General features: G+C 63.8%; 28 protein-coding genes and 1 pseudogene. 17 read left to right on the top strand and 12 right to left on the bottom strand.

Annotation, left to right across the window (positions count from 1 at the left end; all coding sequences use genetic code 11):
• Positions 1–38: 38 nt before the first annotated feature.
• From SKP52_RS16425 to SKP52_RS24720, 7 genes are all read left to right on the top strand, one after another.
• Positions 39–2,330: an EAL domain-containing protein gene (locus tag SKP52_RS16425; protein WP_039576489.1), complete on the top strand. Its 2,292-nt coding sequence runs from the start codon at positions 39–41 to the stop codon at positions 2,328–2,330.
• A 740-nt stretch (positions 2,331–3,070) separates the two neighbouring features.
• Positions 3,071–5,023: a ribonucleoside-diphosphate reductase subunit alpha gene (locus SKP52_RS16430; RefSeq protein WP_039576491.1), complete on the top strand. Its 1,953-nt coding sequence runs from the start codon at positions 3,071–3,073 to the stop codon at positions 5,021–5,023.
• A gap of 119 nt (positions 5,024–5,142) precedes the next feature.
• Positions 5,143–6,207, top strand: coding sequence for a ribonucleotide-diphosphate reductase subunit beta (locus SKP52_RS16435; protein ID WP_039576493.1), 1,065 nt, complete (start codon positions 5,143–5,145; stop codon positions 6,205–6,207).
• Between the two features lie 127 nt (positions 6,208–6,334).
• Positions 6,335–6,559 (top strand): hypothetical protein, encoded by a 225-nt coding sequence (locus SKP52_RS16440; protein ID WP_039576499.1) that lies wholly within the window; start codon positions 6,335–6,337, stop codon positions 6,557–6,559.
• Positions 6,560–6,575: 16 nt separating this feature from the next.
• A complete protein-coding gene (locus tag SKP52_RS26230) occupies positions 6,576–7,622 on the top strand; it encodes a hypothetical protein (RefSeq protein ID WP_148309168.1) in 1,047 nt (348 codons plus the stop codon).
• 170 nt (positions 7,623–7,792) lie between these two features.
• Positions 7,793–8,107, top strand: coding sequence for a GIY-YIG nuclease family protein (locus SKP52_RS16450; protein WP_039576504.1), 315 nt, complete (start codon positions 7,793–7,795; stop codon positions 8,105–8,107).
• 260 nt (positions 8,108–8,367) lie between these two features.
• On the top strand, positions 8,368–9,108 hold the full coding sequence (locus SKP52_RS24720) for a hypothetical protein (RefSeq protein ID WP_052208426.1): 741 nt from the start codon (positions 8,368–8,370) through the stop codon (positions 9,106–9,108).
• An 82-nt stretch (positions 9,109–9,190) separates the two neighbouring features.
• On the opposite strand, the gene SKP52_RS16460 is transcribed toward SKP52_RS24720, so the two are convergent.
• A complete protein-coding gene (locus tag SKP52_RS16460; protein ID WP_148309169.1) occupies positions 9,191–9,688 on the bottom strand; it encodes a hypothetical protein in 498 nt (165 codons plus the stop codon).
• A 254-nt stretch (positions 9,689–9,942) separates the two neighbouring features.
• On the opposite strand from SKP52_RS16460, the gene SKP52_RS27275 reads away from it, so the two are divergent.
• From SKP52_RS27275 to SKP52_RS16465, 3 genes are all read left to right on the top strand, one after another.
• Positions 9,943–10,077: a hypothetical protein gene (locus SKP52_RS27275; protein WP_267127963.1), complete on the top strand. Its 135-nt coding sequence runs from the start codon at positions 9,943–9,945 to the stop codon at positions 10,075–10,077.
• A 76-nt stretch (positions 10,078–10,153) separates the two neighbouring features.
• Positions 10,154–10,321 carry a hypothetical protein gene (locus SKP52_RS26680; protein WP_167702734.1) on the top strand — a complete coding sequence of 56 codons (168 nt, stop codon included), beginning with the start codon at positions 10,154–10,156 and terminating at the stop codon, positions 10,319–10,321.
• Between the two features lie 156 nt (positions 10,322–10,477).
• The gene (locus SKP52_RS16465; protein WP_039576505.1) at positions 10,478–10,924 is read left to right on the top strand and encodes a hypothetical protein; all 447 of its coding nucleotides are present in this window, start codon (positions 10,478–10,480) and stop codon (positions 10,922–10,924) included.
• A 265-nt stretch (positions 10,925–11,189) separates the two neighbouring features.
• Here the strand turns inward: SKP52_RS16465 and SKP52_RS16470 are convergent, their stop codons facing one another.
• Positions 11,190–11,429, bottom strand: a complete 240-nt coding sequence (locus SKP52_RS16470) for a DUF2171 domain-containing protein (protein ID WP_039576506.1) — start codon at positions 11,427–11,429, stop codon at positions 11,190–11,192.
• A gap of 140 nt (positions 11,430–11,569) precedes the next feature.
• Here SKP52_RS16470 and SKP52_RS16475 point away from each other — a divergent pair, with 140 nt between their 5' ends.
• Entirely contained in the window at positions 11,570–12,298 is a 729-nt protein-coding gene (locus SKP52_RS16475; protein ID WP_039576507.1) for a hypothetical protein, read from the top strand.
• On the opposite strand, the pseudogene SKP52_RS16480 reads toward SKP52_RS16475, so the two are convergent.
• The 5 genes and pseudogenes from SKP52_RS16480 to mnmA form a co-directional block, all read right to left on the bottom strand.
• Positions 12,295–12,580, bottom strand: a pseudogene (locus SKP52_RS16480) (thermonuclease family protein); the annotation flags it as partial. The gene SKP52_RS16475 and the pseudogene SKP52_RS16480 overlap by 4 nt on opposite strands.
• Positions 12,579–12,905, bottom strand: coding sequence for a hypothetical protein (locus SKP52_RS16485; RefSeq protein WP_052208429.1), 327 nt, complete (start codon positions 12,903–12,905; stop codon positions 12,579–12,581). The pseudogene SKP52_RS16480 and the gene SKP52_RS16485, both read right to left, overlap by 2 nt.
• Positions 12,906–12,960: 55 nt before the next feature.
• Positions 12,961–13,653: a DsbA family oxidoreductase gene (locus SKP52_RS16490; RefSeq protein ID WP_039576508.1), complete on the bottom strand. Its 693-nt coding sequence runs from the start codon at positions 13,651–13,653 to the stop codon at positions 12,961–12,963.
• Between the two features lie 616 nt (positions 13,654–14,269).
• A complete protein-coding gene (locus tag SKP52_RS16495) occupies positions 14,270–14,698 on the bottom strand; it encodes a hypothetical protein (RefSeq protein ID WP_052208430.1) in 429 nt (142 codons plus the stop codon).
• A gap of 54 nt (positions 14,699–14,752) precedes the next feature.
• Positions 14,753–15,916: a tRNA 2-thiouridine(34) synthase MnmA gene (gene mnmA / locus SKP52_RS16500; protein WP_187337259.1), complete on the bottom strand. Its 1,164-nt coding sequence runs from the start codon at positions 15,914–15,916 to the stop codon at positions 14,753–14,755.
• A 132-nt stretch (positions 15,917–16,048) separates the two neighbouring features.
• Here mnmA and SKP52_RS16505 point away from each other — a divergent pair, with 132 nt between their 5' ends.
• From SKP52_RS16505 to SKP52_RS16520, 4 genes are all read left to right on the top strand, one after another.
• Positions 16,049–16,429, top strand: a complete 381-nt coding sequence (locus tag SKP52_RS16505) for a hypothetical protein (RefSeq protein ID WP_039576510.1) — start codon at positions 16,049–16,051, stop codon at positions 16,427–16,429.
• A 2-nt stretch (positions 16,430–16,431) separates the two neighbouring features.
• Positions 16,432–16,731, top strand: a complete 300-nt coding sequence (gene sciP, locus SKP52_RS16510) for a CtrA inhibitor SciP (RefSeq protein WP_039576512.1) — start codon at positions 16,432–16,434, stop codon at positions 16,729–16,731.
• 114 nt (positions 16,732–16,845) lie between these two features.
• Positions 16,846–17,052 (top strand): hypothetical protein, encoded by a 207-nt coding sequence (locus SKP52_RS16515; protein ID WP_081997416.1) that lies wholly within the window; start codon positions 16,846–16,848, stop codon positions 17,050–17,052.
• A 119-nt stretch (positions 17,053–17,171) separates the two neighbouring features.
• Positions 17,172–17,456: a hypothetical protein gene (locus SKP52_RS16520; RefSeq protein ID WP_039576519.1), complete on the top strand. Its 285-nt coding sequence runs from the start codon at positions 17,172–17,174 to the stop codon at positions 17,454–17,456.
• A 223-nt stretch (positions 17,457–17,679) separates the two neighbouring features.
• Here the strand turns inward: SKP52_RS16520 and SKP52_RS16525 are convergent, their stop codons facing one another.
• Entirely contained in the window at positions 17,680–18,315 is a 636-nt protein-coding gene (locus tag SKP52_RS16525; protein WP_039576521.1) for a GNAT family N-acetyltransferase, read from the bottom strand.
• A 198-nt stretch (positions 18,316–18,513) separates the two neighbouring features.
• On the opposite strand from SKP52_RS16525, the gene SKP52_RS16530 reads away from it, so the two are divergent.
• Positions 18,514–18,852, top strand: coding sequence for a helix-turn-helix domain-containing protein (locus SKP52_RS16530; RefSeq protein WP_052208432.1), 339 nt, complete (start codon positions 18,514–18,516; stop codon positions 18,850–18,852).
• Positions 18,853–18,952: 100 nt separating this feature from the next.
• On the opposite strand, the gene lepA is transcribed toward SKP52_RS16530, so the two are convergent.
• From lepA to SKP52_RS26550, 4 genes are all read right to left on the bottom strand, one after another.
• Positions 18,953–20,776, bottom strand: a complete 1,824-nt coding sequence (gene lepA / locus SKP52_RS16535) for a translation elongation factor 4 (protein WP_039576523.1) — start codon at positions 20,774–20,776, stop codon at positions 18,953–18,955.
• A gap of 402 nt (positions 20,777–21,178) precedes the next feature.
• Entirely contained in the window at positions 21,179–22,078 is a 900-nt protein-coding gene (locus tag SKP52_RS16540; RefSeq protein WP_052208434.1) for a hypothetical protein, read from the bottom strand.
• Positions 22,079–22,161: 83 nt separating this feature from the next.
• A complete protein-coding gene (locus SKP52_RS24725; protein WP_160292436.1) occupies positions 22,162–23,175 on the bottom strand; it encodes a HEAT repeat domain-containing protein in 1,014 nt (337 codons plus the stop codon).
• A 70-nt stretch (positions 23,176–23,245) separates the two neighbouring features.
• Positions 23,246–23,392 (bottom strand): hypothetical protein, encoded by a 147-nt coding sequence (locus SKP52_RS26550; RefSeq protein WP_160292437.1) that lies wholly within the window; start codon positions 23,390–23,392, stop codon positions 23,246–23,248.
• 176 nt (positions 23,393–23,568) lie between these two features.
• Between SKP52_RS26550 and SKP52_RS16550 the strand changes: the two genes are divergently transcribed.
• Positions 23,569–24,519: a beta-propeller fold lactonase family protein gene (locus SKP52_RS16550; RefSeq protein WP_052208437.1), complete on the top strand. Its 951-nt coding sequence runs from the start codon at positions 23,569–23,571 to the stop codon at positions 24,517–24,519.
• Positions 24,520–24,573: the final 54 nt, after the last annotated feature.

Genomic DNA, 24,573 nt, shown 5'->3' on the forward strand with positions numbered 1-24,573 from the left:
CTGCGACTAGGCACGACCGGCAATTGCTGGAGACGTGCGTGCCCATTCCGGTCAAAAGTCTGATCATCAGCTGGCGGGCGCTCGCGCTTTCGCTGCTGCTCAGCTTGGTCGCGGGTATCAGCGGCTTTGGCGAATTGCCTGATCGCTTGATCGCGATGGCGACAAGCCGCGTCGCATATCGCGATGTATCGGGCGATATCGTGGTGGTCGGCATCGACGATCGAACTTTAGCCGAATCCCGTGATGGCGAATTCACGCGGCATGATCACGCCCGGTTGATACGCGCCGTCGATCGCGCCGATGCGAAGCGCCTTTTCATCGATTTCGACTATGAGCGCCCCGACAACAATGGGGGACTGGAAAACGTCAGCGCGGCGGTGCGCAGCATGGGCGACCGGGTCGTGCTCGCCGTCCCGACGCGATCGGTGCCCGGCACCGATCAGCTTGTTACCATTTTTCCCGATGCCTCTTTCGGCGATCGCGCCAAGCGCGCCAGCATCGCGTGGGAATATCAGTTTTGGCAGGTATGGGACGTCCCGTTGATGTACCTCGCCGATGGAAAGTTGCTGCCCAGTTTCGCCGCCATCATGGCAGACAAATCGGAACGCGCGCCTTCGCAGTTCCGCATCGATTTCTCCTACCGAACAAACAGCATCCGCCAATATAGCGCGATCGACGTCATCGACGGCACGGTCGGCGCAAAGCAATTGTCGGGCAAGGAGGTCATCTTTGCACCCACGGCATCGCGGCTTGAAGATCGTCATTATTTGCCTGGACACGACATGGTTCCGGGCGCCTATATTCATTTGATCGCCGCCGAAACGCTGCGGCGGGGCGATCCGGTCAACCTCGGGTGGCTACCGCCATTGGGGCTTGCGTTGATTCTGACATTGCCCTTCCTCCTGCGCCGCAGCAACCGGTGGTTCAGCGTCTTCGGGTTGGCTGCGTCGGTCGCCCTCATCGGGGCGCAATTGCTGCTCGCAACGCAACTCGTCACGGTTTCCTCCGGCGCTGCATTATTCTTCCTCCTGGCTATCGGCTCCAACGTGTCGCGAGCCCGACGCCGCAACTCCGCTCAGCGCGAGAACCCCGTTTCTGGCTTGCCGAATTTCGAGGCGTTGCGCTCGCTGCCGCCCTTTGGCAGTGCGACGGTCGTCGCAGCCAAGGTCGTTAATTTCGAGGATCTCGCCGCCTTCATTCCGGGCGACGGCATCGGCAGGCTCGTCGAGCAGGTCACGCGCCGACTCCAACTCGCCTCGCAGGGCACGACGCTCCACCACGATCTCGACGGCACCTTTGCCTGGCTCGTCCCCTATTATCAGCATAGCCAGATCGAGGGGCAGCTGGCGGGCCTCGCCGCGCTGTTCAACGCGCCGCTTACGATCGGCGAGCTGCGCGTCGACGTTGCGATCGCCTTCGGCGTCAACGACGAGTTCGAGGGCTCGAACGCGCAGCGCCTCGCCGCGGCGCTCGTCGCCGCCGAGCGCGCAATCCGTACGCGCTCGCTGTGGACCAAATATACGCCGCGGCAGAAAGACGATGCCGGCTGGCAGCTTTCCTTCCACTCGCAGCTCGAGGATGCGCTGACCGGCGGCGACATCTGGGTCGCCTTCCAGCCGCAATATGCCATCGCGACGCAGCAGCTCGTCGGCGTGGAAGCGCTCGCGCGCTGGACGCACCCAGTGCGCGGCCCGATCCCGCCCGACGAGTTCATCGTCCAGGCCGAAAAGAGCCAGGACATCTATCGTCTCACCCTGTTTGTGATGGATCAGGCGATCCGCTCGGCCGCCCAGATCAACGACCGCGGCGTCCACATCAACATGTCGGTCAATCTGTCGGCCAGCCTGCTCGACCACAGCGACCTCGTCGGCACGATCCGCGTCATGCTCACCGCGCACCATCTGCCGCCGGAAAGGCTCACGATCGAGATTACCGAAACCGCGCAGATCGAAAACAGCCGGCAAGCGCGCCAGACGCTCGCCCAACTACGCCGGACCGGCATCCGCCTGTCGATCGACGATTATGGCACCGGCCAGTCGAACCTCGAATATCTGACCGAGATCGAGGCCGACGAAATCAAGATCGACAAGCGATTTGTGATGACGATGCGCGATTCGCAGCGGAACCTCGAAGTCGTGAAATCGACGATCGATCTTGCGCACCGCCTTGGCGCCGTCGCGGTCGCCGAAGGCATCGAAGACGGGGAAACCATGGCGCTTCTCGCCAGCCTCGGCTGCGATGTCGGACAAGGCTATCATCTTGGAAAACCGCAACTTTTTTCCGAGCTGATCGCGACCCTCTCGACCGCTCCCCAGAACCGCACCGCATAACTGCCAAACTGGCGGCAATGTTTATAGTTAAGACTCGATTTACCTTACTAATTAAGGTATATGCTCCGTTAACTGTTCCTCGTGGGCAGTGCGAACAGGAGATTTATCATGGGTTGGTTTTGGCGATTCATGGGTGGCGGCGGTACCGATAGCGGTGGCGGTCAGGCTTAACCTGGAACGAATTTGAGGATGGGGCTCCGGCATCGCCGGGGCCCTTTCTTTTTGCCTCGCGTCCGTGGGCCCAGTCCGGCCACCCGACGCCATATCGCGACGCGCATGCGCCAAAGTGCGTCACCGACGTCATCTTTCGGCCCGATCTTCGCACCCGAAAATCTCGTTTTTTTGACCCGCTCGGCCTAATCTCGCGCCATCTCGCGCCATCTCGCGCTAACCCGCGGAAAGGCTGGCGCGACGCCGCGCGCTCGTGCATCAGCCGCGACGAGACGAATCAAATTATCGACGAGTTGAGTCCCCAAATTGTCATTTAGCGTCTTGCATCGCAGCGCCGACGTGGCACTATAGGTGGTGGGTCAACCACGGGGGCACCCCAAGAAATAGTATTCGGCTGTAAGTGGCGGATTTCCGTCGTCCATCGCATATGGACACGGGAAAACCCTCCTTGCGCCCAAAATAAGTGCCCACGCGGACAGGTTTAAATGCTAAGACCGGGGCTTCGCCCTGAGTCGAACAAGACAGGAACAAAGCGCACCGGGTGCGCGTTCAAATCGGGGGCGAATAAGATGGATTTTCGGGAAACGGAACGAGTGGAGACGAACGACGTGGCGACGGTGGAACTGGCAAAGAATGACGCTCCGGCAGCGCCCGAATCGAAGGGCGAATCGGCAGCCGATGCCGCGCCCGCGGCAAAGCTGAACGACAGCAGCGAGTCCAAGGTCCACGCGCGCCGGTTCGACATCGTGACCGACAAGAGCCGCGACGCGCTGCTCACCGATTTCGGCAAGGAAACGCTTGAGGATCGCTACCTCCTCCCCGGCGAATCCTATCAGGATCTGTTCGCGCGCGTCGCGTCGGCCTATGCCGACGATCAGGATCATGCGCAGCGCCTGTACGACTATATCTCGAAGCTGTGGTTCATGCCCGCCACCCCCGTTCTCTCGAACGGCGGCACCGGCCGCGGCCTGCCGATCAGCTGCTATCTGAACTCGGTCCCCGACAGCCTCGAGGGCATTGTCGAGACGTGGAACGAGAATGTCTGGCTCGCCAGCCGCGGCGGCGGCATCGGCACCTATTGGGGCAGCGTGCGCGGCATCGGCGAGCCCGTGGGGCTCAACGGCAAGACCAGCGGCATCATCCCCTTCGTCCGCGTGATGGACTCGCTCACCCTCGCGATCAGCCAGGGCAGCCTCCGCCGCGGTTCAGCCGCCTGCTATCTCGACATCTCGCATCCCGAGATCGAGGAGTTTCTCGAAATCCGCAAGCCATCGGGCGACTTCAACCGCAAGGCGCTGAACCTGCACCACGGCGTCCTCATCACCGACGAATTCATGGAAGCCGTCCGCGACGGCGCCGAATTCAACCTCCGCAGCCCCAAGGACCAGAGCGTCCGCGGCAGCGTCGACGCGCGTTCGCTGTTCCAGAAGCTTGTCGAAACGCGCCTCGCGACGGGCGAGCCCTACATCATCTTCATCGACCAGGTGAACCGCATGATGCCCAAGCATCACCGCGATCTCGGCCTCAAGGTCACCACCTCGAACCTCTGCTCGGAAATCACCCTCCCCACCGGCCGCGACCATCTCGGCAACGATCGCACCGCGGTCTGCTGCCTCTCGTCGCTCAACCTTGAAACCTGGGACGAGTGGAACGGCGACAAGGGCTTCATCGAGGATGTCATGCGCATGCTCGACAATGTCCTGCAGGACTATATCGACCGCGCCCCGCCCGAAATGGCGCGCGCCAAATATAGCGCCAGCCGCGAACGCTCGGTCGGCCTCGGCGTCATGGGCTTCCACAGCTTCCTGCAAGCGCGCGGCCTGCCGTTCGAGGGCGCGATGGCGAAATCGTCGAACCTGCGCGTCTTCAAGCATATCCGCGCGCAGGTCGATCAGGCGTCGATGCTGCTCGCCAAGGAACGCGGCCCCTGCCCCGACGCCGCCGATCAGGGGGTGATGGAGCGTTTCAGCTGCAAGATGGCGATCGCGCCGACCGCGTCGATTTCGATCATCTGCGGCGGCACCAGCGCGTGCATCGAGCCGATCCCGGCGAACATCTACACGCACAAGACGCTCTCGGGCAGCTTCTCGATCCGCAACCCGCATCTGGAAGCGCTGCTGGTCGACAAGGCGAAGAACAGCGACAATATCTGGAACTCGATCCTCGAAAAGGGCGGCAGCGTCCAGCACCTCGACTTCCTGACGCAGGACGAAAAGGATTGCTTCAAGACCAGCTTCGAGATCGACCAGCGCTGGCTGCTCGAACTCGCCGCCGACCGCACGCCGTACATCGATCAGGCCGCGTCGCTGAACCTGTTCATCCCCGCCGACGTCGAGAAATGGGACCTGCTCATGCTCCACTATCGCGCCTGGGAACTCGGCATCAAATCGCTCTATTATCTCCGCTCGAAATCGGTCCAGCGCGCCGGCTTCGCGGGCGGGGTCGAGGCCGACAACACCGCCGAGGCGCCGGTGTATCAGCTGGAGAGCACCGATTACGACGAGTGCCTGGCCTGCCAGTAAAGCTTACCCTCCCTCGTCACCCCGGACTTGATCCGGGGTCCACGCGGGGGAGCCAACCCATCGATGAATTCCGGCTTTCGCCGGAATGACGAAAAAAATCTGACCCGAGGATAGCCGCCATGCCGTTGTTAGAATCCCGCAACACCTACAAGCCCTTCGAATACCCCTGGGCGTTCGATTTCTGGAAGCGCCAGCAGCAGATCCACTGGGTTCCCGAGGAAGTGCCGCTGGGCGAGGATTGCCGCGACTGGGCGCAGAAGATCAGCGACCATGAACGCAATCTGCTCACCCAGATTTTCCGCTTCTTCACCCAGGCCGATATCGAGGTGCAGGATTGCTACCACGACAAATATGGCCGCGTGTTCAAGCCGACCGAGATCAAGATGATGCTGACCGCGTTCAGCAACATGGAAACCGTGCATATCGCGGCGTACAGCCACCTGCTCGACACCATCGGCATGCCCGAAAGCGAATATGGCATGTTCCTCGAATATGACGAGATGCGCGCCAAGCACGACTATATGCAGCAGTTCGGCGTCGACAATGACGAAGACATTGCCCGCACCCTCGCGATGTTCGGCGGCTTTACCGAGGGGCTTCAGCTCTTCGCCAGCTTCGCGATGCTGATGAACTTCCCGCGCTTCAACAAGATGAAGGGCATGGGCCAGATCGTCAGCTGGTCGATCCGCGACGAAAGCCTCCACTGCGAAGGCATCATCAAGCTGTTCCACGCCTTCACCAAGGAACGCGACTGCCTGACCAAGGCGGTGAAGGAAGACATCATCGACACCTGCCAGAAAACCGTGCGGCTCGAGGATGCGTTCATCGACCTCGCGTTCGAACAGGGCCCCGTCCCCGGCATGACGCCGAAGGAAATCAAACGCTACATCCGCTATATCGCCGACTGGCGCCTGGGCCAGCTCGGGTTCCAGCCGATCTACATGATCGACGAACACCCCCTCCCCTGGCTCGCCCCGCTGCTCAACGGCGTCGAGCACGCCAATTTCTTCGAAACCCGCGCCACCGAATACAGCAAGGGCGCGACCCGCGGCGAGTGGAACAACGTCTGGTCCAGCTTCGACAACCGCAAGAAAGCCAAGGCAAACGACGACGGCGCGCCCGTCATCACCGCCGAAACCGACGGCGACGACATGTTCAAACAAGCCGGCATCGCGGCGGAGTAACGTCTTCCTGAAAACCCCTCCCGCCTGCGGGAGGGGCAGCGAGACTTGGGAGCTTGCTCCCTAGTCGCAGCGGGGAGGGCCACAGACGCCGAACCCCACGCGACCCAAACAAATCAAGGCCAACCAAATGACCGAAAAACAAAAGCTCATCATCCTCAGCCAGCCGCAGCGCACGACCCTCGAAGGCCTGTCGAACCGCCGCCCCCAACTCCCCACCGACCCGATCCGCGACGAACTCGTCACGCTGGGTCTGGTGGTGAAACAGGGCGCCAAATGGGCGCTGACCCCGCAGGGCAAGAAGGTGCTGGCGGCGAGCTCGAACCGACGGAACGCGGGCGGGTTTTCGGTTTGAATAAGATAATTTAGAATTGTCAAAAAGATCGCCCATATCTGTCTACTCCATCGACAAACAGGGCAACATTTTCGATGGCAGCGGAGCGAGAGTTTTTACAAGCATCGATCTATTCACGACGCTAGTTTCTCAAGATGACATCTGTTTTCTCTGCCACGAAAAAAGCATAGACAAGGAATTCAATCAAGAACATGTCATACCGAACTGGGTTCAAAATCTATGCGAACTGAACGATAAATACATACAACTTCCTAATAAGACAAAATTTCCGTACAAAGACTACAAAATTTCATGCTGCAAAGAATGCAACTCCTTTCTTGGTGATTGCTACGAATCTCCAATATCTCGGGCGGTATCCAAAGGCGGCGACCACCTATCTGCCTTTCTTGATGACGGAGGAATGTGGAAAATATTTTTGTGGATGAATCTGATATACTTTAAAGTTCACCTGAAAGATAATTTTCTTAGGCTAAATAGAGATAGGCGAGAGCCAGACATAAAGATCGGATCGCTCCACGATTGGGAGGCAATGCATCATTGCCATTCCTTAATAAGAGCAGAAAAATTCGGCATCCCAATCCAAATTGAAGGTGCTTTGGGATCAACTATGTGCCTTCATTTGGGTGACTGGGCAGAAAAAATCCCCTTTGACTACAATGACCATATTCATACGCACACGATCTTCATAAGATGTCGTAAGATTGCGATAATCTGTGTGCAAAACGATGCTTGCGGAACGCTCCAGGGTCTAGAACCTATAATCGACAATTTGCCTCCCGATCTCTCGCAGGTTCAGCTCAGTGAATTGATTACAGAATTTCAGTTTGTGAGTCACAATTTAAAGAATAGGCCAGAATTTATGACGACCCTTATTAAAGGAAGTCCGCATATCGAAGCCATAGTTCCAAACGAATTTGAGCTAAATGATCTTGAGTTCGAGCTCCGAGGCGCGCTCATGCTAAGAAACCTCAAAGCCATTAGCCCAGGCTTTAAGTTGAATGGACTGACGCCAGAACAGAGTGAAGCGGCAATCCTGAAAGGCGATGTCTCTTTCATCCGATAAAATGCCGTCGAAAATTACACTGAAAAGCGCAACAGGTTGCTCTGTCGCGTCACGCCGCATGGATGCCGGATCAAGTCCGGCATGACGAGGCGCGGGGAAGCATCCGGTTTGGTATAGACTCGTCACCCCGGACTTGATCCAGGGTCCATCGCCGCCCTAGCCTCCACCCCATGCACGCCGACTTCCAGCCCTGCGTTTATATCATGGCCAGCGCGCGGCACGGCACGCTCTACACCGGCGTCACCTCGCACCTGATCCAGCGCATCTGCCAGCATCGGGGCGGCAGCTTCGACGGCTTCACCAAACGCTATGGCGTCAAAACGCTCGTCTGGTTCGAACTCGCCGGGACGATGCACGCCGCGATCACGCGCGAGAAGCAGATCAAGAATTGGCAGCGCAAATGGAAGATCGAGCTGATCGAGGCGGCGAACCCGGAGTGGCGCGATCTGGCCGAGGAATTGGGGTTGACGCCGCTGGGTGGGTGACGCCTACCCTCCGCATCTCCCCTTCATCCGGCACCTCCCCCTCATTCGTCATGCCGGACTTGATCCGGCATCCATTCCAGCGCCGGCGTCGTGGACCCCGGATCAAGTCCGGGGTGACGAAAGAGGGGTGGCGCTTCGAGTATTCGCGCCTTCACGTGAGCCCCAATCTCCGCCAAGCCCCGCACCCCCAAATCCTATTTCGCACACCCCACCCCAAAACCCCCTTTCCTACATTATTCGCCTATGCTCCAAACTGGCAGATGAGCCACATCGCCCCCATCCCCGCGCCCGACGCGACCCCCGCCACCATCCCCGAAACAACCCCCACGCTCGACGCGCACGGTCACGACCCCGCCGCTTACGACTGGGTGCCGGTGCTGAAAAAGCGCCGCAAGGACGGCTGGTCGCCCGACAAGCAGCGCGCCTTTATCGAGGCGCTGGCCGACAGCGGCTCGGTCGCCGCCGCGGCGCGGGCCGTCGGCATGACCGAATCCACCGCCTATCGCCTGCGCCGGTCGCCCGGCGCCGAAGCGTTCGACCGTGCCTGGTCCGCCGCGATCGATGCGGCGTCGAAGAAATTGCTCGACGCCGCCTTCGAACGCGCGCTGGTCGGTACCGACGAACCGGTGTTCGACCGCGACGGCAACCGCGTCGGCCGCCGCCTGCGCCAAAGCGACCGGCTGCTGATGTTCCTGCTGCGCGCCTATGTCCCCGACCGGTTCGGCGAGCGCGGCGCGGCGCCCGCGCCCGCCGCCACCCCGGTGGGCGCTATCCCGATGGCGGAGGCGCTGGTCCGGCTTCACCCCGCGCCGCCCTCCGCGCCCGCGGCGCTGATGGTGCCCGACGACCTCGCGATGGCGCTCGACATCGCCGATCAGTGCGACGGCCAATTGCCGCCTTGGTATCGCGAGGATCGCGAAGAGTTGCTGGAAGTGCCTGCCCCAACGGCCCCCGTCGCAGCGGCGGGCGACGCGGCAGATGACGAGGCTGACCTTTACTGACCTTTGGCCGCACCGCGGCGCCATTGGGCTGACCTTTACTGACCTTTGGCGCAGGCCTTCGCCATCTGGGAGGACGCAGCCCTCAATGCACCGTAACCGGCCGCATCGTCCCGCTCGCCCGCGCCGCCGCGAACATCACCCCGTCGCGCGCCACCTCGGGCGGGCCTTCGAGCATATAGAGCTTCACCAGCTCGCGCGTGACCTCGCTGTCGTCGTCGACGACCAGCCGCAGCGACTCGAACCCGATATTGCCGCGCGCCACCACGACATCGCGCACCAGCGCGAGCGGCCACTGGGCACTCCCACCGCGATAGAGTGTCACCCCGTCGTGGCGGAGGTAATCGCCGCGCCGCCGCCACATGCCGATCATAGTGGCCCACACGCCCAGCACCGCCGCGATGCCGAGCAGCAGCAGCGGTTGCCCGAAGACCATGTTCCAGAAAGCATCGACCGGATCGCCGCCCCAGTCGAGCCGCACCAGCAGCACGCCGAACAGCACCGCGCAGGCGAACTGCCACCCCACCAAAGGCGCCGTCCGCAGCCGCGCCACCACCACCATCTTCCGATCCCCGTCCATCATCGCGGCCTAAATAGGCATCGCCGCCGCGCCGCGCCACCCCGCGCCAACGCGCACGCCTTCGCGCCGGTGCGAAACAGGACCGCGCACCGCTTTCCTACATTGGCGCCGCGCACGGGCAGGCGGGGCAGCGGCGCTGCGACGCCGCAAGGGAACCTAAGGGCGAAGCATCCGTAATTATTGCGGCGCGAAACGGCTGCGCCGAAGGAGTCAATATCATCGAGACCAGAACCCTCATTGCCTATGGCCTTATCCTGTTGCTGGCTGCGGCGGCCATCATTGGCATCGCGGTCCTGCGCCACAACAGCCACGACCGCAAAATCGCCCGTCGGCGTGCGCGCGAACAGGTACGCCAGGACGAACGCAACGAAGCGGCATCGGGGCCGGATTAACCGCCCCGGCCGCGGGACGGGCCGCCGCCCGCCGCGCCAAATCTTTGCTATACTCCGCCCCGAAAGGAGAAAGCCCATGCAGGCCGTAACCGAAGGCGACCGCCGCAAGGAGGTTCGCGTCCTCCTCGACCAGATTCAGGCGCACCCCGAACGCGACTGGACAGAGGCGCGACAACGCCTCGCGACGCTCAACAAATTGATCGCTGGACCGCCCGGAAAACCATCGATATCGAACCCGCATTAGCCACTCGTCGCTCGCTGGCGGCGGTCCGTCGCAACCCGCGCAATGCGATGCAACGATCGGGCCTTGCGCAAGTTTACGGGTCGTAGGCATCGGCGCCGCCCCTTCCCCCCCGCGGGCGCGCGCCGATGCCGCACCAAATGCCACGACGGAGACAGCATGCACAAAGCATTCGCCCTTCTGACGGTCGCACCCTCGCTCCTCGCATATCCTGCCTTCGCTCAGCTCGCCCCGGATGGCAGCGCCAATGTCGACCTTGTCGGCAAGGTCGGGCTGAACGGCAACGCGGTCGTTGCCGCCGTCGATGGCGTGACCAATCCCGTCGCCGGCGCGGTCGGCACCACCGTCGACGACGCGAACCTCACCCTCGCGACGCGCGAGCAGGTCCGCGCCGGCGCCGAACTCTATGATACGGGCGGCAACAGCATCGGCACGGTGCACAGCGTCGAGGGCGACACTGCGGTCGTCGTGCGCGGCGGCAAGCTCTATAATGTGCCGATCGGGCAAATCTATCATGGCGCGGTGGGCGCGACCCACGGCCTCGTCACCAAATTGTCGAGCGCCGAGATTCAGGCGCGCACGACCGCCGAGATCGAATCGCGCTGAACGGGACAAGCAGCGGCGACCCCTTGCAACAAGGGACGTGGCCGCGCTGGGGGGAGCCGGGTGCACTCGGTTCCCCTCCCCGCCGGGGAAATTGAGAGACTGCATCGTACCGCGATCGGTGAGGGAGCCGGGGCACCGGCTCACTTTCGCTTTGCGCGGCGTGCGCCCGCTCCAAAGAAAATGGCCCGCCCCAGGGGAAGGGACGGGCCAGTTTCAGTGCCGGCGCGCCCGATTGCGGCGCCGACCCTCTGGTATCTCGTAAAGCCTATTCGGCTTCTTCAAACAGGTCGACCGCGTTCGCGGCGTTCGCCGACAGGCGAACCGTGTCGCCCTCGACCGCGGCGACCAGGCCCGCAGGCAGATAATGATGCTTGCCGTCGCCGCTGTCGGCCTTGGTCAGCTTGATGCGTTCGCCGTCGAGGTGGTCGACGGTGCCGATGTGGACGCCGTCGGCGCCAACGACGATCATATCTTCCTTGATCGCGCTATGGTCATGCTCTGCCATGGTCATTCTCCTTGCCGCTCCGGGGGAGGGGAGCCTGGTCATCATACGCACAAGAATCGAGTCGGCTCCATATACCAAGATAGGGTGCACCAAAGCTGCGTCCGCTTCCCATTGCGCCGCCGCGGCGCTACCCTTCGGCCATGCGTCCTCTCCCCCTGCTGGCTGCCGCCGCGCTTTTCACCGCGCCGCTCCCCGCCCTCGCCTGCTCGCCCGCTCCAGGCTACCGCATCCCGACCAACCTCGAACTCGTCGAGCACGCCGACCTCATCCTGCTCGGCACCGTCACCGACGGCGATTTCGAACCCGACAGTACGCCGCAGCAGATGATCGCGGTCGAGCCGGTGGAAGCGCTCAAGGGCGCCATGCCGAGCGGTCCGATCGCACTGCCCGCGACGATCGCCACCGACGCCGACATGCAGCTCAGCAATCCGTACGAGCTAAAGGACGCGCATCCGCAGAGCCTCGCAGGCGCCTGCGTCCGCTATGTCTTTCCGCGCGGATCGCGTGTCCTCTTCTTCCTCGATCGCCAGGACGGCGCCTGGCACGCGGCGGGCGGCCCGTTCAGCCGCTGGGCCGAGGATGCGCTGACCGACGACACCCCTTGGCTCCAGGCGGTGCGCTTCTACATCGAGGTCGCCCGGCTGCCCGAGGAAGACCGCGCCGCCGCCCTAACCGCACGACGCGATGAACTCGGCATACTCGACGACGATCCGGTGGCCCAGCTGCTCGCCGCCGATATCGACCGCCAACTCGCCGGGCCGAACGCGCCGCTGAAGGGCTCGATCGAACTCGTCCCGGCGGAACCCGACGCGATCGGGGAAGCAGAGGCGGCGGCTTTGAAGGGCGAAACCGCCATCCCTGAGGATTAACACCAAGGGCGGGGGCGTCCATCCCACGACCGCGCCAGCCCCTCGGCGACCAGTACCGACCCGACGCTCGTCCCGCCGCGCGTAACGATGCGCAGCTTGCGACCGTAGCGATGGCGTCGCGGCCCGCGCTTTCAAGGCTGAACGCGCCTGCATTCAGCCATATGTGCAGCCGTTCGATCGCGGCTTCGCCCAGCGCCGCTCTTCGGCACAGCGCGCGGGGTGCGTTTCGGGGGTGTCGATGTCGGCGATGCGATATTTGTCACCCGCGAACCAGAAAGTGTCAGGTAGCGCCGCGCGGCTCATCATCCTCAACGCCGCCGGGGCCAAGCTCGTCATCCTCGTCGTCGTCGCTGCGTTCGCCACGATAGGCGTCCATGTCGATCACGCCCGACCGCTCCATCTGGTTCATATGATCGACCAGATCCTGCACATCGTCGCTATCGTCGCCGCTGCTCACCTTGTCGCTGTCTTCAAGCGGCCGGTCGCGGCGCGCGGCTTCGGCGACGCTCTGAGCTTGCGCCTCTTCGTCATCCTGCTCGCGGTTGTGCGCTTCGGGCGCTTCGGCGGCGGAGACATTTGGTTCGGTTTTGCGGGGATCGTCGGCCATGACCTGTTCCTTGAAAGAGGATGGTCGGAAAACGCGCAGCCGTCGGTGCGGTTCCTCAGGCGACCGCCGCCAACACCTTCGTCTCAATCACGCGAATAAACACCTCGGGGTCCTGAGCGCCGGGGATCAGCATCCGGCCGCCGAGGATGAACGCCGGCACGCCGGTGATATTCTGGTCGGCCCAATAGGCCTCCTCGGTGCGCACCATCTCGCCGAACTCACCCGACGCCAGGATCGCGGCGGCACGTCCGCGGTCGAGCCCGACCGACGCGGCGACGTCGGCGAGCACATCATGGTCGCTCACATCGCGATTGTCGGTGAAATGCGCGGCGAACAGCGCGAGCTTCAGCGCAGTCTGCACACCCGTCACGGCGGCCTGCTCGGGCTCTTCTAGCGCGCCGGCCCAGGTCAGCAGGCGATGCGCGTCGAAACTGTTGCGCATCCGGAAATCGGGCCCGCGATTGAAGGGGAAACCCAGATCGGCGGCGACGCCCGCCATCTTACCGCTGTTCGCACGGCTCTGCTCGGCGTCGATGCCATATTTTCGCATGACATGGCTTGCCGCATCTTCGCCTTCGGCGGGCATGTCGGGGTTCAGCTCGAACGGATGCCACTGGACGCGAAAATCCAGCCGCCCCGCGAAATGCGCCATGACCTTCTGGAATTTCAACCAGCCGATGATGCACCAAGGGCACATCACATCGGACACGATGTCGACGCTCAAGCGCGGTGTGCGCGGGTCAGTCAAATTCCGTCTCCTGTCGACGCCGCGCGCCGCGCTCAGTCGACCGACCGGCGATCCTTGCCCGCGCGCCGATCGCCCTTACGACGATCCGGTCCCTTGTAATTCGGGTCGTCGGTTGTTCGGCGGTCGTTCGATCGCCGTTCCGGACTCGCCCGTTTATCTTCATCGCTCGCCATATGCTTCCACCCCACCACAAAGGAAAACAGAACGACCCGGTGAACAATAGCGCACAAAATAGTTAAAATGACAAGCAACGCCGGAAATCCGCCGATTGCCAGCTGGTCCGTTTTGGGGTGGTGAGCTGCCGTTCACCCTCGTCCGTCGGGAGAGGGATATGCAGGCTTGGTTGCGCAGCAACCTAGCCGAAGTTGGGTGAGGGGATCACCCGTCAACTGCGCAGACGAACCTCAGACACCCTCACCCAACCCTCTCCCAAGGGGAGAGGGCTTTATGGCCGCAACCGGTCGCAAACGGTCACCTCCCTGTTCTGTTCGTGTCGAGCGAAGTCGAGACACCCATCGACCTTGCGCCACGCCGAGGCGCATCTCGACTTCGCTCGATGCGAACGGGGTAGGTTGGGCAACTTCCGGTCGTTTGCTGCCGTTTTCATTTTCGCCGCTTAATGCGTCGGTTCGCCTGGCACCTCAGCCGCACCGGCGCCCTTTTGCGGCCGCGACAACACCCACCAGCTGCCGACCATCAACAGCACCGTCAGCGCCTCGATGATCATCGCCTGCACAATCCCTGAATTCACCGCGTCACCATTCGCCACACCGAACAGCCGGCCCGCAAGCGCCGTTCCGTACAACGCGGCGGGCACGAGCAACGCGCGTAGCCAGCCTGGCACCAGCGCGCCGATCACGGCGGCGGCAGCGGCGACAAGGAAGAAGGCCGACAAATCGGCGCGGATCGTATTGGTCGCCACGCCCTCGACAACGATACCAAAGGTCTCGGAATAGCTCGCGGGATCGAACAGCCCCCGCGCCCCAACGATGACAAATAACAGCGCCCACAGCAGGACGGCACCGCGCAAGACCCAATTGACCATCAATTTTCTCCCCTGATTGCCAGCAGGCTGCGACATCGGGGCAAAAAGTGCAATCTATTCCGCGTTAAGATCGTCCGCAGCGAACGTCTCTTCGATCCAGCCGCCGCCGAGCACGCGGCTGGCATCGGCCGCGTCATAGAGCACCGCCGCCTGCCCCGGCGCGACGCCATATTCGGCCGCGGCAAAGACCAGCCGGTCGCCTTCGACGCGCGCGGGCACCGGCTTCGCCATACTGCGCACCTTCGCCATCACATCGCGCCCGTCGACCGTACCCAGCCAGTTCGCCTCGCCCAGCCGCGCGCCCGCCACGGCGAGCGCGCGGCGCGGGCCGACGATCACCTGCTTGGCGCCAGCATCGAGGCGCACCACGTACAGCGGCTCGGCCTGCCCGCCGATTTCGATCCCTCGTCGCTGGCCGACGGTATAATGAATCAGCCCCTTGTGCGCGCCGAGCACCGTCCCGTCGACATGCACGATCTCGCCCTGGTCGTCGGCCTCCGGGCGCAGCTTGCGCACCAGCGTCGCATAATCGCCATCGGGGACGAAGCAGATGTCCTGGCTGTCGGGCTTGCCCGCCACGCCCAGCCCCAGGTCGCGCGCGATTTCGCGCACGACGCTCTTTTCGAGCCCGCCCAAGGGAAAGCGAAGAAAATCGAGCTGGTCCTGCGTCGTCGCGAACAGGAAATAGCTCTGGTCGCGCGCCGGATCGACCGCGCGGTGCAGTTCGGCACCCGCCGGGCCCATCATACGGCGCACATAATGGCCCGTCGCGAGGCAATCGGCGCCGAGCTCCTTGGCAAGCCGGAACAGGTCGGTGAACTTCACCCCCATGTTGCAGCGTACGCAGGGGATCGGGGTCCGCCCCGACAGATACTCATCGGCGAACTGGTCGATCACCGTGTCGCGGAACCGGCTTTCATGGTCATAGACATGATGCGCGAAGCCCAGCCGGTCGGCGACCGCGCGCGCGTCGCGGATATCCTGCCCGGCGCAGCACGCGCCGACACGCTTCGCTTTTGCGCCATGATCATAGAGCTGGAGCGTCACGCCGATCACCTCGGCGCCCGATCGCGCGGCAAGCGCGGCGACGACGCTCGAGTCGACTCCGCCCGACATCGCGACGACGATTCGCCGGTCCTTCAGCGGCGAATCGAGCTGAAAGTCAGCCTGGGCGAGCCCGGCGGGGGATGAAATCGTCTCGATCATGATCGGCGTCATCTAGGGATGCATATCCAAAAATACCAGCTTTTCCGCCGTACACGTCAATATATTGACGCCGATTAAGCTTCGCTAACGGGTTCTGAAACGGCCATTTACGGGACCTTAGCTCCTCTCGCGTAAACGAGTCGCATGAACATCGCCCCGTCCGAACTGCCGCGCATTGCCGGTGCAGCCAGACTGTCGAAGCCCGGCTTCGACATCATCTTGGCCGTCTCCAGCGCGCGCCAGGCCATGCTGCCGACCGTCCGGCAACTGCGGACGCAGGCGCACCGCGAATCGCATGCCGCGAAGCTTAACGCGCTCCGCCATATTCTTTGCGGGAGCACCCGCATGGCGGAACAAAAGGCACCGCGAGTCGTTCGTTTCTTCGACTTATCGGACGATCTGAACGCCTCGCCGGAAACTATGAACAGCCTGTTTACCAGAGGATTTCAGGCGATGTTGAGCCCCTCTGATTTAGAGCAAAACGCGTCGGAAAAATCCCCCCCCGACGGTGTAAATATGGAATGACTATGATCGAGAATCAGAAAATCCGGCCCGCACAGGTGATCGGCCCCCTCGGTGAACCGCTAACCCTCGACACGCTGCCGCCGCCATCGACGACCCGTTGGGTCGTTCGCCGCAAGGCAGAGGTCGTCGCAGCCGTTAACGGTGGACTCTTGTCCGTCGATGAAGTGTGCGAACGTTATGGGCTGACCCTCGAGGAATTTGCCGGCTGGCAGCGGTCGATCGACCGCAGCGGCATGCCAGGGCTGCGCGTGACGCGCATCCAGCACTACCGCGACCTCTACGAGCGCCAACAGCGCTTCTAAGGGCCGCGGGACCGGACCAGGCATGAGAGAGGGCGCTTCCGGCGCCCTCTTTTTTTTCGCGGTGGGTTGCGCCGCCGGTAGACAGAGGCCGCCCCCACTCGCTACCGGCGCGCCATGGGTATCACCGCAACGATCATGAACACCGCCACCGGCCAGCCGATCCAGAAGATGAGTTTTGGCCGCATGCCCAAACCTTGGGCCAGTTTTACCCTCGCAACGGGCGAACTCGTCACCGCGGAGCGGATCGACGTCACTCCGCCCGCGCCCGGAAAATTCGCCGCGACGGTCCAGGTCTGGGTTAAGGTCAAGCCGCGCGATTGAGCCCGGACGCGTTGTTGGAAAAAGAAAACTTACGCGAATCCAGTGACATGACGATTTTGTTGCAACCCTGACGTTCATCCCGCGTTAAGCCCCCGAGTCAACTTTGGGAGTCACTCAATATGCGCAAGATGTTCATTACCCTCGCCGCCACTTCGGCCCTCGCTCTCGGCGCCTGCCAGAGCCCCGCCGCCGACAAGGTCGAGGATCAGGCCGAAGCCAAGGCCGACGTGATCGACGAGCAGGCCGACGCCATGCCCGAAGGTCCGGCGAAGGAAGCAACCGAAGCCAAGGCCGACGCCGTCGAAGCCGCCGGCGAAGAAAAGGCCAACGCAATGGACGACAATGGCGAAATCGCCCCGTCGGAAACCGGCGCGATGGCCCCGGCCGATCCCGCGAAGAAATAAGAATCGAGGGCTTGCCTCCCCTAAAGGGCAGGGTGAAGGGCGCCGGATCGAATTCCGGCGCCCTTTATCGTGCGCGCCACTTTCTCGCAGCCTGTGATCTCGATCACCGCCGCAGCGCGCAATCGCGGATATTGACCCTAAATGGGACGGGAACTCGCTTCTAGCGAACCATTTCACGGACCACCCTCCCGCCGTCACCAGCGACCCAGGGCGGCGGGAGGGACTAGCTGGCGGCCCGTTCGAGCGTCCGCAGCACATCCTGCACCCCCGGCGCGTCGCCATCGACGCGGAGCGCTTCGATCGCCGCCGCGACCTCCAGCCGATATTGGGCGACCCCAGCCGACTCGCCCGCCCACGCCGCATCCATCGATTTCACCAGCCGCTTCGCCGCCGCATTCTCCGACAGCATATGCACGTCGAGCACCTCCAGCCCCTCGGCACGGCAATGGACGAGAAGCGCCGCTGTCATCATCCGCGCGAGCCCCTGTCCCTGGAATGCGTCGAGCACCGCGACCGAAAATTCGCCCACCGGCCCGTCATGCCGGTGACGCACCGCATGCACCGCGCCGATCGGCGGCCGCCCGGGGCAGTCGCTGCAGATCGCGCCCCATGCGATATGGTCGTGCCCGTCGACGTCGGCGAGCCGCGCGACCACCGCATCGGGCAGCACCGACGCGGGCGAGAAAAAGCGCAGGTAGCGCGACTCCGCCGACAGTTTGGCAATCCCCTCGCGGATCAGCGGCGCGTCGTCGGGGGTGATCGTGCGCAGGCACACCGCGGTCCCGTCATTCAGCGCGCAATGCACCGCGACATCCTCGATCCGCGGCGCCGACCGCACCTGCCTGTCCGTCCCGGTCATCGGTAACCTCCCTGTCCCCGCACGATAGGAGCGCCGGGCGCCACCCGCAATCCGTCCGCCGATCCATCTGACTACGCATATCGGGCTAGGTATATCGGACTGCGTAAACTCGCCGCCGCATATCGGTGAAATGTTGAAAGCCGACCGCGGCTTAACTTTGGTAATGTTGCATCTTGAAGTCCGAAAGGTTGCAAGTCTGTGATCCATGACCACCCAGACGGCAGCACATTCGAAGTGCTCGGCGATCGGCTCGCACGGCTGCGCCGCGCGCGGGGGTTCAGCAAGACCGACCTCGCCGACCGGCTCGGCGTCACCGTCACGTCGATCTGCTATTGGGAACAGGGCCGCTCGCGCCCGCGGCTTGCAAGACTGCACGAACTCGCCGCGCTGCTCGGCACCACCCCCACCGAGCTCCTGAGCCGCGACAGCGCGCCGGGCGGCGACCATCTCTCCGACCTCGTCACCCGCATGCGCGCCGAAATCGCCCACGCCGCTGGCACGACGCCCGCAAAGGTCCGCATCACCATAGAGATGTAGCCGCGCCACCGATCCCCTCCCCTCGCCGCCCCGATCCTGACACGGGGTGGCGTTGGGCGCGCCGGACTACCCAAAGGGCAAGCTCGGAGGATGGGAGCAGCTAGGCGTCGTCGCCCATGCGCAGCGCGGCAATAAACGCTTCCTGCGGAATATTCACATTCCCATATTCGCGCATCCGCTTCTTGCCCTCTTTCTGCTTTTCCAGCAGCTTTTTCTTGCGGGTCGCGTCGCCGCCATAGCATTTGGCGGTGACGTCCTTGCGCAGCGCGGCGATGGTTTCGCGGGCGATCACCTTGCCGCCGATCGCGGCCTGGATCGGAATCTTGAACATGTGGCGCGGGATCAGATCCTTCAGCCGCTCGCACATGCCGCGGCCGCGCGTCTCGGCGGTGCCGCGGTGGACGATCATGCTCAGCGCGTCGACCGGCTCATTGTTGACGAGGATGCTCATCTTGACGAGGTCGCCGGGGCGGTGGCCGATCTGGTGATAGTCGAAGCTGGCGTAACCGCGGCTGATGCTCTTCAGCCGGTCGTAGAAATCGAACACCACTTCGTTGAGCGGCAGTTCATAGGTGATCTGCGCGCGGCCGCCGACATAGGTCAGATTCTTCTGCACCCCGCGGCGGTCCTGGCACAGCTTCAGGATCGGGCCGAGATATTCGTCGGGCACATAAATCACCGCCTCGATCCACGGTTCCTGAATTTCTTCGATGCGGTTCGGGTCGGGCATGTCGGCGGGGTTGTGGAGTTCGATCTCCTTCGCCGCCTCATTCTTGGTATGGCCGAGCTTCAACTTGTACACCACCGACGGCGCGGTGGTGATCAGGTCGAGGTCGTACTCGCGCGTCAGCCGCTCCTGGATGATCTCGAGGTGGAGCAGGCCAAGGAAGCCGCAGCGGAAACCGAAGCCAAGCGCCGCGCTGCTCTCCATCTCGAACGAGAAGCTCGCGTCGTTGAGGCGGAGCTTCTGGATGCTTTCGCGCAGTTTTTCGAAGTCGTTGGCGTCGGTCGGGAACATGCCGCAGAAGACGACGGGCTGGACTTCCTTGAACCCCGGCAGCGCCTGCGCCGCGGGCTTTTTGGCGTCGGTCACCGTGTCGCCGACGCGCGCCTGCGCGACGTCCTTGATCTGCGCGGTGATGAAGCCGATCTCACCGGGGCCCAGCTCGCTGAGCTGCTCGATCTTGGGCGTGAAACAGCCGACGCGGTCGATCAGATGCGTGGTGCCAGCCTGCATGAACTTGATCTGCTGGCCTTTTTTCAGCACCCCGTCGATCACGCGGATCAGGATGACGACGCCCAGATAGGGGTCGTACCAGCTGTCGACGAGCATCGCGACGAGCGGCGCTGTCGCGTCGCCCTTTGGCGGCGGGATGCGCGTGACGATCGCCTCGAGCGCTTCCTCGATGCCGATCCCGGCCTTGGCGCTGGCGAGCACCGCATCGTCGGCGGGCAGGCCGATGATATCCTCGATCTCCGCCTTCACCTTGTCGACGTCGGCGGCGGGCAGGTCGATCTTGTTGATGACCGGCACGATTTCATGGTCGTGCTCAATCGACTGATAGACGTTGGCGAGCGTCTGCGCCTCGACCCCCTGCGCCGCGTCGACGACGAGCAAAGCGCCCTCGCACGCCGCGAGGCTGCGCGACACTTCATAAGCGAAGTCGACATGGCCGGGCGTATCCATCAGGTTCAGCTCGTACGTCTCGCCGTCCTTCGCGGTATATTTGAGGCGCACCGTCTGCGCCTTGATCGTGATCCCGCGCTCTTTCTCGATGTCCATATTATCAAGGACTTGCGCCGACATTTCGCGCGCGGTCAGCCCGCCGGTGAACTGAATCAGCCGGTCGGCGAGCGTCGATTTGCCATGATCGATGTGGGCGATGATGGAGAAGTTGCGGATGTGGGACATGGGCGTGGTCATGCGCGGCGCACTAGCAGGGGTTTGCAGCGCTGTCAGCAAGGGTCTTAAAGCCACAAAAGACCCGCATGCGGCGGCCCTGGATTATGTCCCCTTCGACCAGCTCAGGACAGGCTTTGTCGCTTTAGCGCGAACGCGCCTTCGCGCGCGCCGCGACGATCGACAGCGGCGAGCGGCGCGGCGTCGATCCAAAGTTCAGGAAAAGTCAGCCCTGCGAAACAATTTTTGTCCGCGCGAGCAAGACGTGAAGGGGCATACCCGCGGGCAATGGGCAAGGACGGCAGAGCGGACAAGTAAAAGAGCCAGACCACGAGGCTGGCACGGCCGGACAATGTAGGAAAGCGGCTTTTTCGCGCGGAGCCCCTCGCCTCTCCGTCAGCGCTTCGCGCTGCGGCACAGGGAGGATTAAAGCGCCAGCCACCGCCTGCAATCATCCCGCACACGCGCGTCGCCATCGCGCAGCCCTCGTTCCAGCACCGCCGCCCTGCCCTCGCCCTGCTCCACCGCCGCCAGCGCGCCAATCGCATTCGCGCGCACGCGCGGAACGGGGTGCGCTTTCGCGAACTGTTCGGCCACGTCGCGCCCATTGTCGGTCAGATGCACCGCGCAGCGCAGCAGCATTTCGCCGCTGGTCAGCGTCGGGCGCCGGGCGATCGTTCCCGCATCGAGGTCGACGATATATTGGTCGCGCCAGGGGACTTGCTCGCCTTCGTCCATGATGTTGAGGCTGACCGACAGGCTTTCGGGCGGCAGCTGGCTGTGGATGTCGCGGTGGGCGCGGTAGAGCATGATCTTGCCCCGAGTCAGCCTGCTGCGCTCGACAAATTGCAAGTTCAGCGGCTCGCCGAGGCGGCCGTCGAGGGTTTCGGAGTCGTAATCATAATAGTCGCTGATGTAGCCGGGGCCGAAATAGCCGATGGTGAGGAAGTGGAAATTATGGTCGTGCGGGACGCCGTAGGAGAAGGCCGCGGGGCCGCTTGTCGTGTACGCGGCGTCGCGCTCGGACGGCCAGAGGTTGGCGCGGAGGTAAAAGCCGCGCGGGCTGCGATGGAGGAGGAAGACCTGCGCGGTGTAGCGGTTGAGTTCAAGCTGGTCGGCGTAGCTTGCCTTGAGCGCGGCGATGACACGGGTTGCGAGGAAGTCGGGGTTGCGCCCGAGGCCGGCGAGGAGGTTCGTGCAGTGGGCGATGCTGGCCTCGTCGGTCAGGTCGACGCCGCTTTCGTCGAGGCGCGCGATGACTTCGTCGAGGTCGAGTGCGGAGCCGCTTGACGTGGGAAAGGGGCACGGGTCGATCAGGCGGGGCATCGTGCTTCTCCTGTTCCCCTCCACTCCTTAAGGGGAGGGGTCTCGCGGGTTTGTGCGAGGCCGATGGCCCCCACCCGCTGCGACTAGCGAACAAGTTCGCAAGTCTCGCTGCCCTCCCCTGAAGGGGAGGGCTTGTTAAACAGCGCGTGCGTCGCCGCAGCGGCGGCGCGAACCTCGGGATGCGGATCGGCCACCGCCATCGCGGCGAGATGCGGACGCGCCGCCGCGGGGTTGAGTGCGACCAGTTCGCGCATCGCGGTCCAGCGCGCGGCGAAATCCTCGCTCGCCGTTTCGGCGACGAACAGCGGCGCGGCGTCGGTGCGGCCGAGGTGCCGGAGCAGGGTCAGCGCCATGGCGCGAAAGCTGCTGTCGCGGCGCGACGCGCTGACATGCGTCAGGCGGCCGCTTGCGATATCGTATGCGCGGATCGGGAGGCGCGACGGCGGCTGGACGGTGAGTTCGAGGTACAGGATGTCGCGGCCGGCGCGCGCTTGCCGGTTCTGGAGCGTGAAGCTTTGGCGCGCGGTGTCGAGGAGCAGCGTCTCGCCTGTCCGCAGCGGACGCGGCGGTTGGGTTTGGCATGGCGCGGCGTCTTTCGCGGTGAATCCGCCGGCTTCCTCGGCTGCGCTGACCACCACGCGGTGCGCGCAAAGCGCGGCGCCGCCGCAATCGAGGATATGGATCGCGGCGCGGCCGGGGACGAAGACCGTGGTGCCAGGCGCGGCGCCGTTCGCGGTGAACGGCCGCAGCTGGAGTGTCAGGCGGATCGCACCGCAATCGGCGAGGACGAGCCCGCCGGGACCGCCGTTGCCGCCGCCCACCATCCGCAGCGGCGGGCGCGCAAAGGGATCGGCGGCGAGCAAGGCCAGCGCCGCATCGAGCCGGCCGCAAAGCCAGCCAGTATCGGCAAGCCAGGGAAGCAGGCGCGTTATCGCGACGTCGGCGGGGGCGTCGGCGAGCTTCGCGATCGCGGTCAGCAGCCCGCCCGGGGCGGTGTCGGCCGCACTCCACGTCGCGTCGAGGTCCGCGACCGCGCGGCGCATCGCGAGGCGGCGCGCGGCATCGGCGCGAGGGAAATGGTCGTGGCGCGACGACATGACGGGCATCCTCGAAACGCGGGGGAAACGGCGGGCGCCGGGTGGTGGCGCCCGCCGCTCCCGCCCCCGCTCAATCGTAGACGATCAGCGCGATGGTGACGGTGAGTTCGAACACCGACGGCCCCGACGAGGCGTTTTCGCCCATCAGCGAGCCGAACAATCCGACCGCGGTGTCGAGCAAAGGCAGCGCCTCGATATCGATGGTTGGCAGACCCATATTCCCCCTCCTGTCCTTGACCGGCGACGCGACTTGCCGCCGGGAACAGCGCTAGGAAGGCGCGGGGGCGCTTCCCAGTTAACTTATCGTAATCAGGCGCATGTCGCTGGTCGAAGCAGGGTTGCGGCGGCGCGCACCGGGGATAGAGTGGCGGCGCCGAAACCGGGAGATCTGTCATGCACCGCGCTATCGCCGCCGCCCTCTGCGCCCTCTTGCTCGCAGCCCCCGCGGCGGCCGAAACCCTGCTCGTCGGCAACAAGGGCGAGGACACGCTGAGCGTCATCGCGCTGGCGTCGGGGGAGGAGCTGGCGCGGCTGCCAACGGGCAAGATGCCGCACGAGATCGCGGTGTCGCCCGACGGCAAGCAGGCGGCGGTCGTCGCCTATGGCAGCACGACGATCGATGTGTTCGATGTGGCGAGCCGGACGAAGGTGAGGACGATCGACCTTAGCCCCAACCAGCGGCCGCACGGATTGCTGTGGCTGTCCGACGGGCGGCTGGTCGCGACGACCGAAGGCAGTGATTCCGTCGCGGTGGTAGCGCCCGATGGCAAGCTGACGTCGATTTCGACCGGGCAGAAGGGCACGCATATGATCGTCGTCGCGCCCGACAACCGCACCGCCTATACCGCCAATATCGGATCGGGGACGGTGAGCATACTCGACCTGAAGACCGCGGAAAAGCTGCGCGACCTGACCATCGGCGGCAAGCCCGAGGGGCTGGCGCTGACCAAGCGCGGGCGCGAATTGTGGGTCGGCGACCTCGAAGCCCCGCGCGTGTCGATCTGGGATACGAAGACGGGCAAGAAGATCGCCGAACAAGCGGTCGATCCGGTCGCGATCCGCGTGCTGGCGAGCCCCGACGGCAAGCTGGTGGCGACGAGCAATATTAAGAGCGGCACAATCAGCCTGTTCGATGCCGAAACGCGCGCGCTGGTGCGGACCATCAAGGTGTCGGGCAATGCCGCGAAGGGGCAGGTCACCTTGCTGTTCAGCGCCGATTCGAAGCGGCTCTATGCGGCCGAGACCGGGCACGACCAGGTGGCCGAGATCGACGTTGCGAGCGGCGCCGTGCTACGCCGGATCGCAGCGGGCAAGAATGGCGACGGGCTGGCGATCGCGCCTTAGGGGCGTGCATGTGGATGGCGGGATTAGGGTGGGAAGCGGGCGTTCACCCTCTCC

The organism is Sphingopyxis fribergensis (assembly GCF_000803645.1).
GTDB lineage: Bacteria > Pseudomonadota > Alphaproteobacteria > Sphingomonadales > Sphingomonadaceae > Sphingopyxis > Sphingopyxis fribergensis.

Bases quoted from the DNA above. Each gene is read 5' to 3' on its own strand.
- SKP52_RS16495 (WP_052208430.1), bottom strand. From the start codon at position 14,698: ATGGTCAATTGGGTCTTGCGCGGTGCCGTCCTGCTGTGGGCGCTGTTA.
- SKP52_RS24720 (WP_052208426.1), top strand. From the start codon at position 8,368: ATGAGCCACATCGCCCCCATCCCCGCGCCCGACGCGACCCCCGCCACC.
- SKP52_RS16540 (WP_052208434.1), bottom strand. From the start codon at position 22,078: ATGCCCCGCCTGATCGACCCGTGCCCCTTTCCCACGTCAAGCGGCTCC.
- SKP52_RS16515 (WP_081997416.1), top strand. From the start codon at position 16,846: ATGGGTATCACCGCAACGATCATGAACACCGCCACCGGCCAGCCGATC.
- SKP52_RS16440 (WP_039576499.1), top strand. From the start codon at position 6,335: ATGACCGAAAAACAAAAGCTCATCATCCTCAGCCAGCCGCAGCGCACG.
- lepA (WP_039576523.1), bottom strand. From the start codon at position 20,776: ATGACCACGCCCATGTCCCACATCCGCAACTTCTCCATCATCGCCCAC.
- sciP (WP_039576512.1), top strand. From the start codon at position 16,432: ATGATCGAGAATCAGAAAATCCGGCCCGCACAGGTGATCGGCCCCCTC.
- SKP52_RS16450 (WP_039576504.1), top strand. From the start codon at position 7,793: ATGCACGCCGACTTCCAGCCCTGCGTTTATATCATGGCCAGCGCGCGG.
- SKP52_RS16475 (WP_039576507.1), top strand. From the start codon at position 11,570: ATGCGTCCTCTCCCCCTGCTGGCTGCCGCCGCGCTTTTCACCGCGCCG.
- SKP52_RS16505 (WP_039576510.1), top strand. From the start codon at position 16,049: ATGAACATCGCCCCGTCCGAACTGCCGCGCATTGCCGGTGCAGCCAGA.
- SKP52_RS26550 (WP_160292437.1), bottom strand. From the start codon at position 23,392: ATGGGTCTGCCAACCATCGATATCGAGGCGCTGCCTTTGCTCGACACC.
- SKP52_RS16435 (WP_039576493.1), top strand. From the start codon at position 5,143: ATGCCGTTGTTAGAATCCCGCAACACCTACAAGCCCTTCGAATACCCC.
- SKP52_RS16485 (WP_052208429.1), bottom strand. From the start codon at position 12,905: ATGGCCGACGATCCCCGCAAAACCGAACCAAATGTCTCCGCCGCCGAA.
- SKP52_RS26680 (WP_167702734.1), top strand. From the start codon at position 10,154: ATGCAGGCCGTAACCGAAGGCGACCGCCGCAAGGAGGTTCGCGTCCTC.
- SKP52_RS16520 (WP_039576519.1), top strand. From the start codon at position 17,172: ATGCGCAAGATGTTCATTACCCTCGCCGCCACTTCGGCCCTCGCTCTC.
- SKP52_RS16550 (WP_052208437.1), top strand. From the start codon at position 23,569: ATGCACCGCGCTATCGCCGCCGCCCTCTGCGCCCTCTTGCTCGCAGCC.
- SKP52_RS16430 (WP_039576491.1), top strand. From the start codon at position 3,071: ATGGATTTTCGGGAAACGGAACGAGTGGAGACGAACGACGTGGCGACG.
- SKP52_RS24725 (WP_160292436.1), bottom strand. From the start codon at position 23,175: ATGTCGTCGCGCCACGACCATTTCCCTCGCGCCGATGCCGCGCGCCGC.
- SKP52_RS16460 (WP_148309169.1), bottom strand. From the start codon at position 9,688: ATGATGGACGGGGATCGGAAGATGGTGGTGGTGGCGCGGCTGCGGACG.
- SKP52_RS16525 (WP_039576521.1), bottom strand. From the start codon at position 18,315: ATGACCGGGACGGACAGGCAGGTGCGGTCGGCGCCGCGGATCGAGGAT.
- SKP52_RS16470 (WP_039576506.1), bottom strand. From the start codon at position 11,429: ATGGCAGAGCATGACCATAGCGCGATCAAGGAAGATATGATCGTCGTT.
- SKP52_RS16465 (WP_039576505.1), top strand. From the start codon at position 10,478: ATGCACAAAGCATTCGCCCTTCTGACGGTCGCACCCTCGCTCCTCGCA.
- mnmA (WP_187337259.1), bottom strand. From the start codon at position 15,916: ATGACGCCGATCATGATCGAGACGATTTCATCCCCCGCCGGGCTCGCC.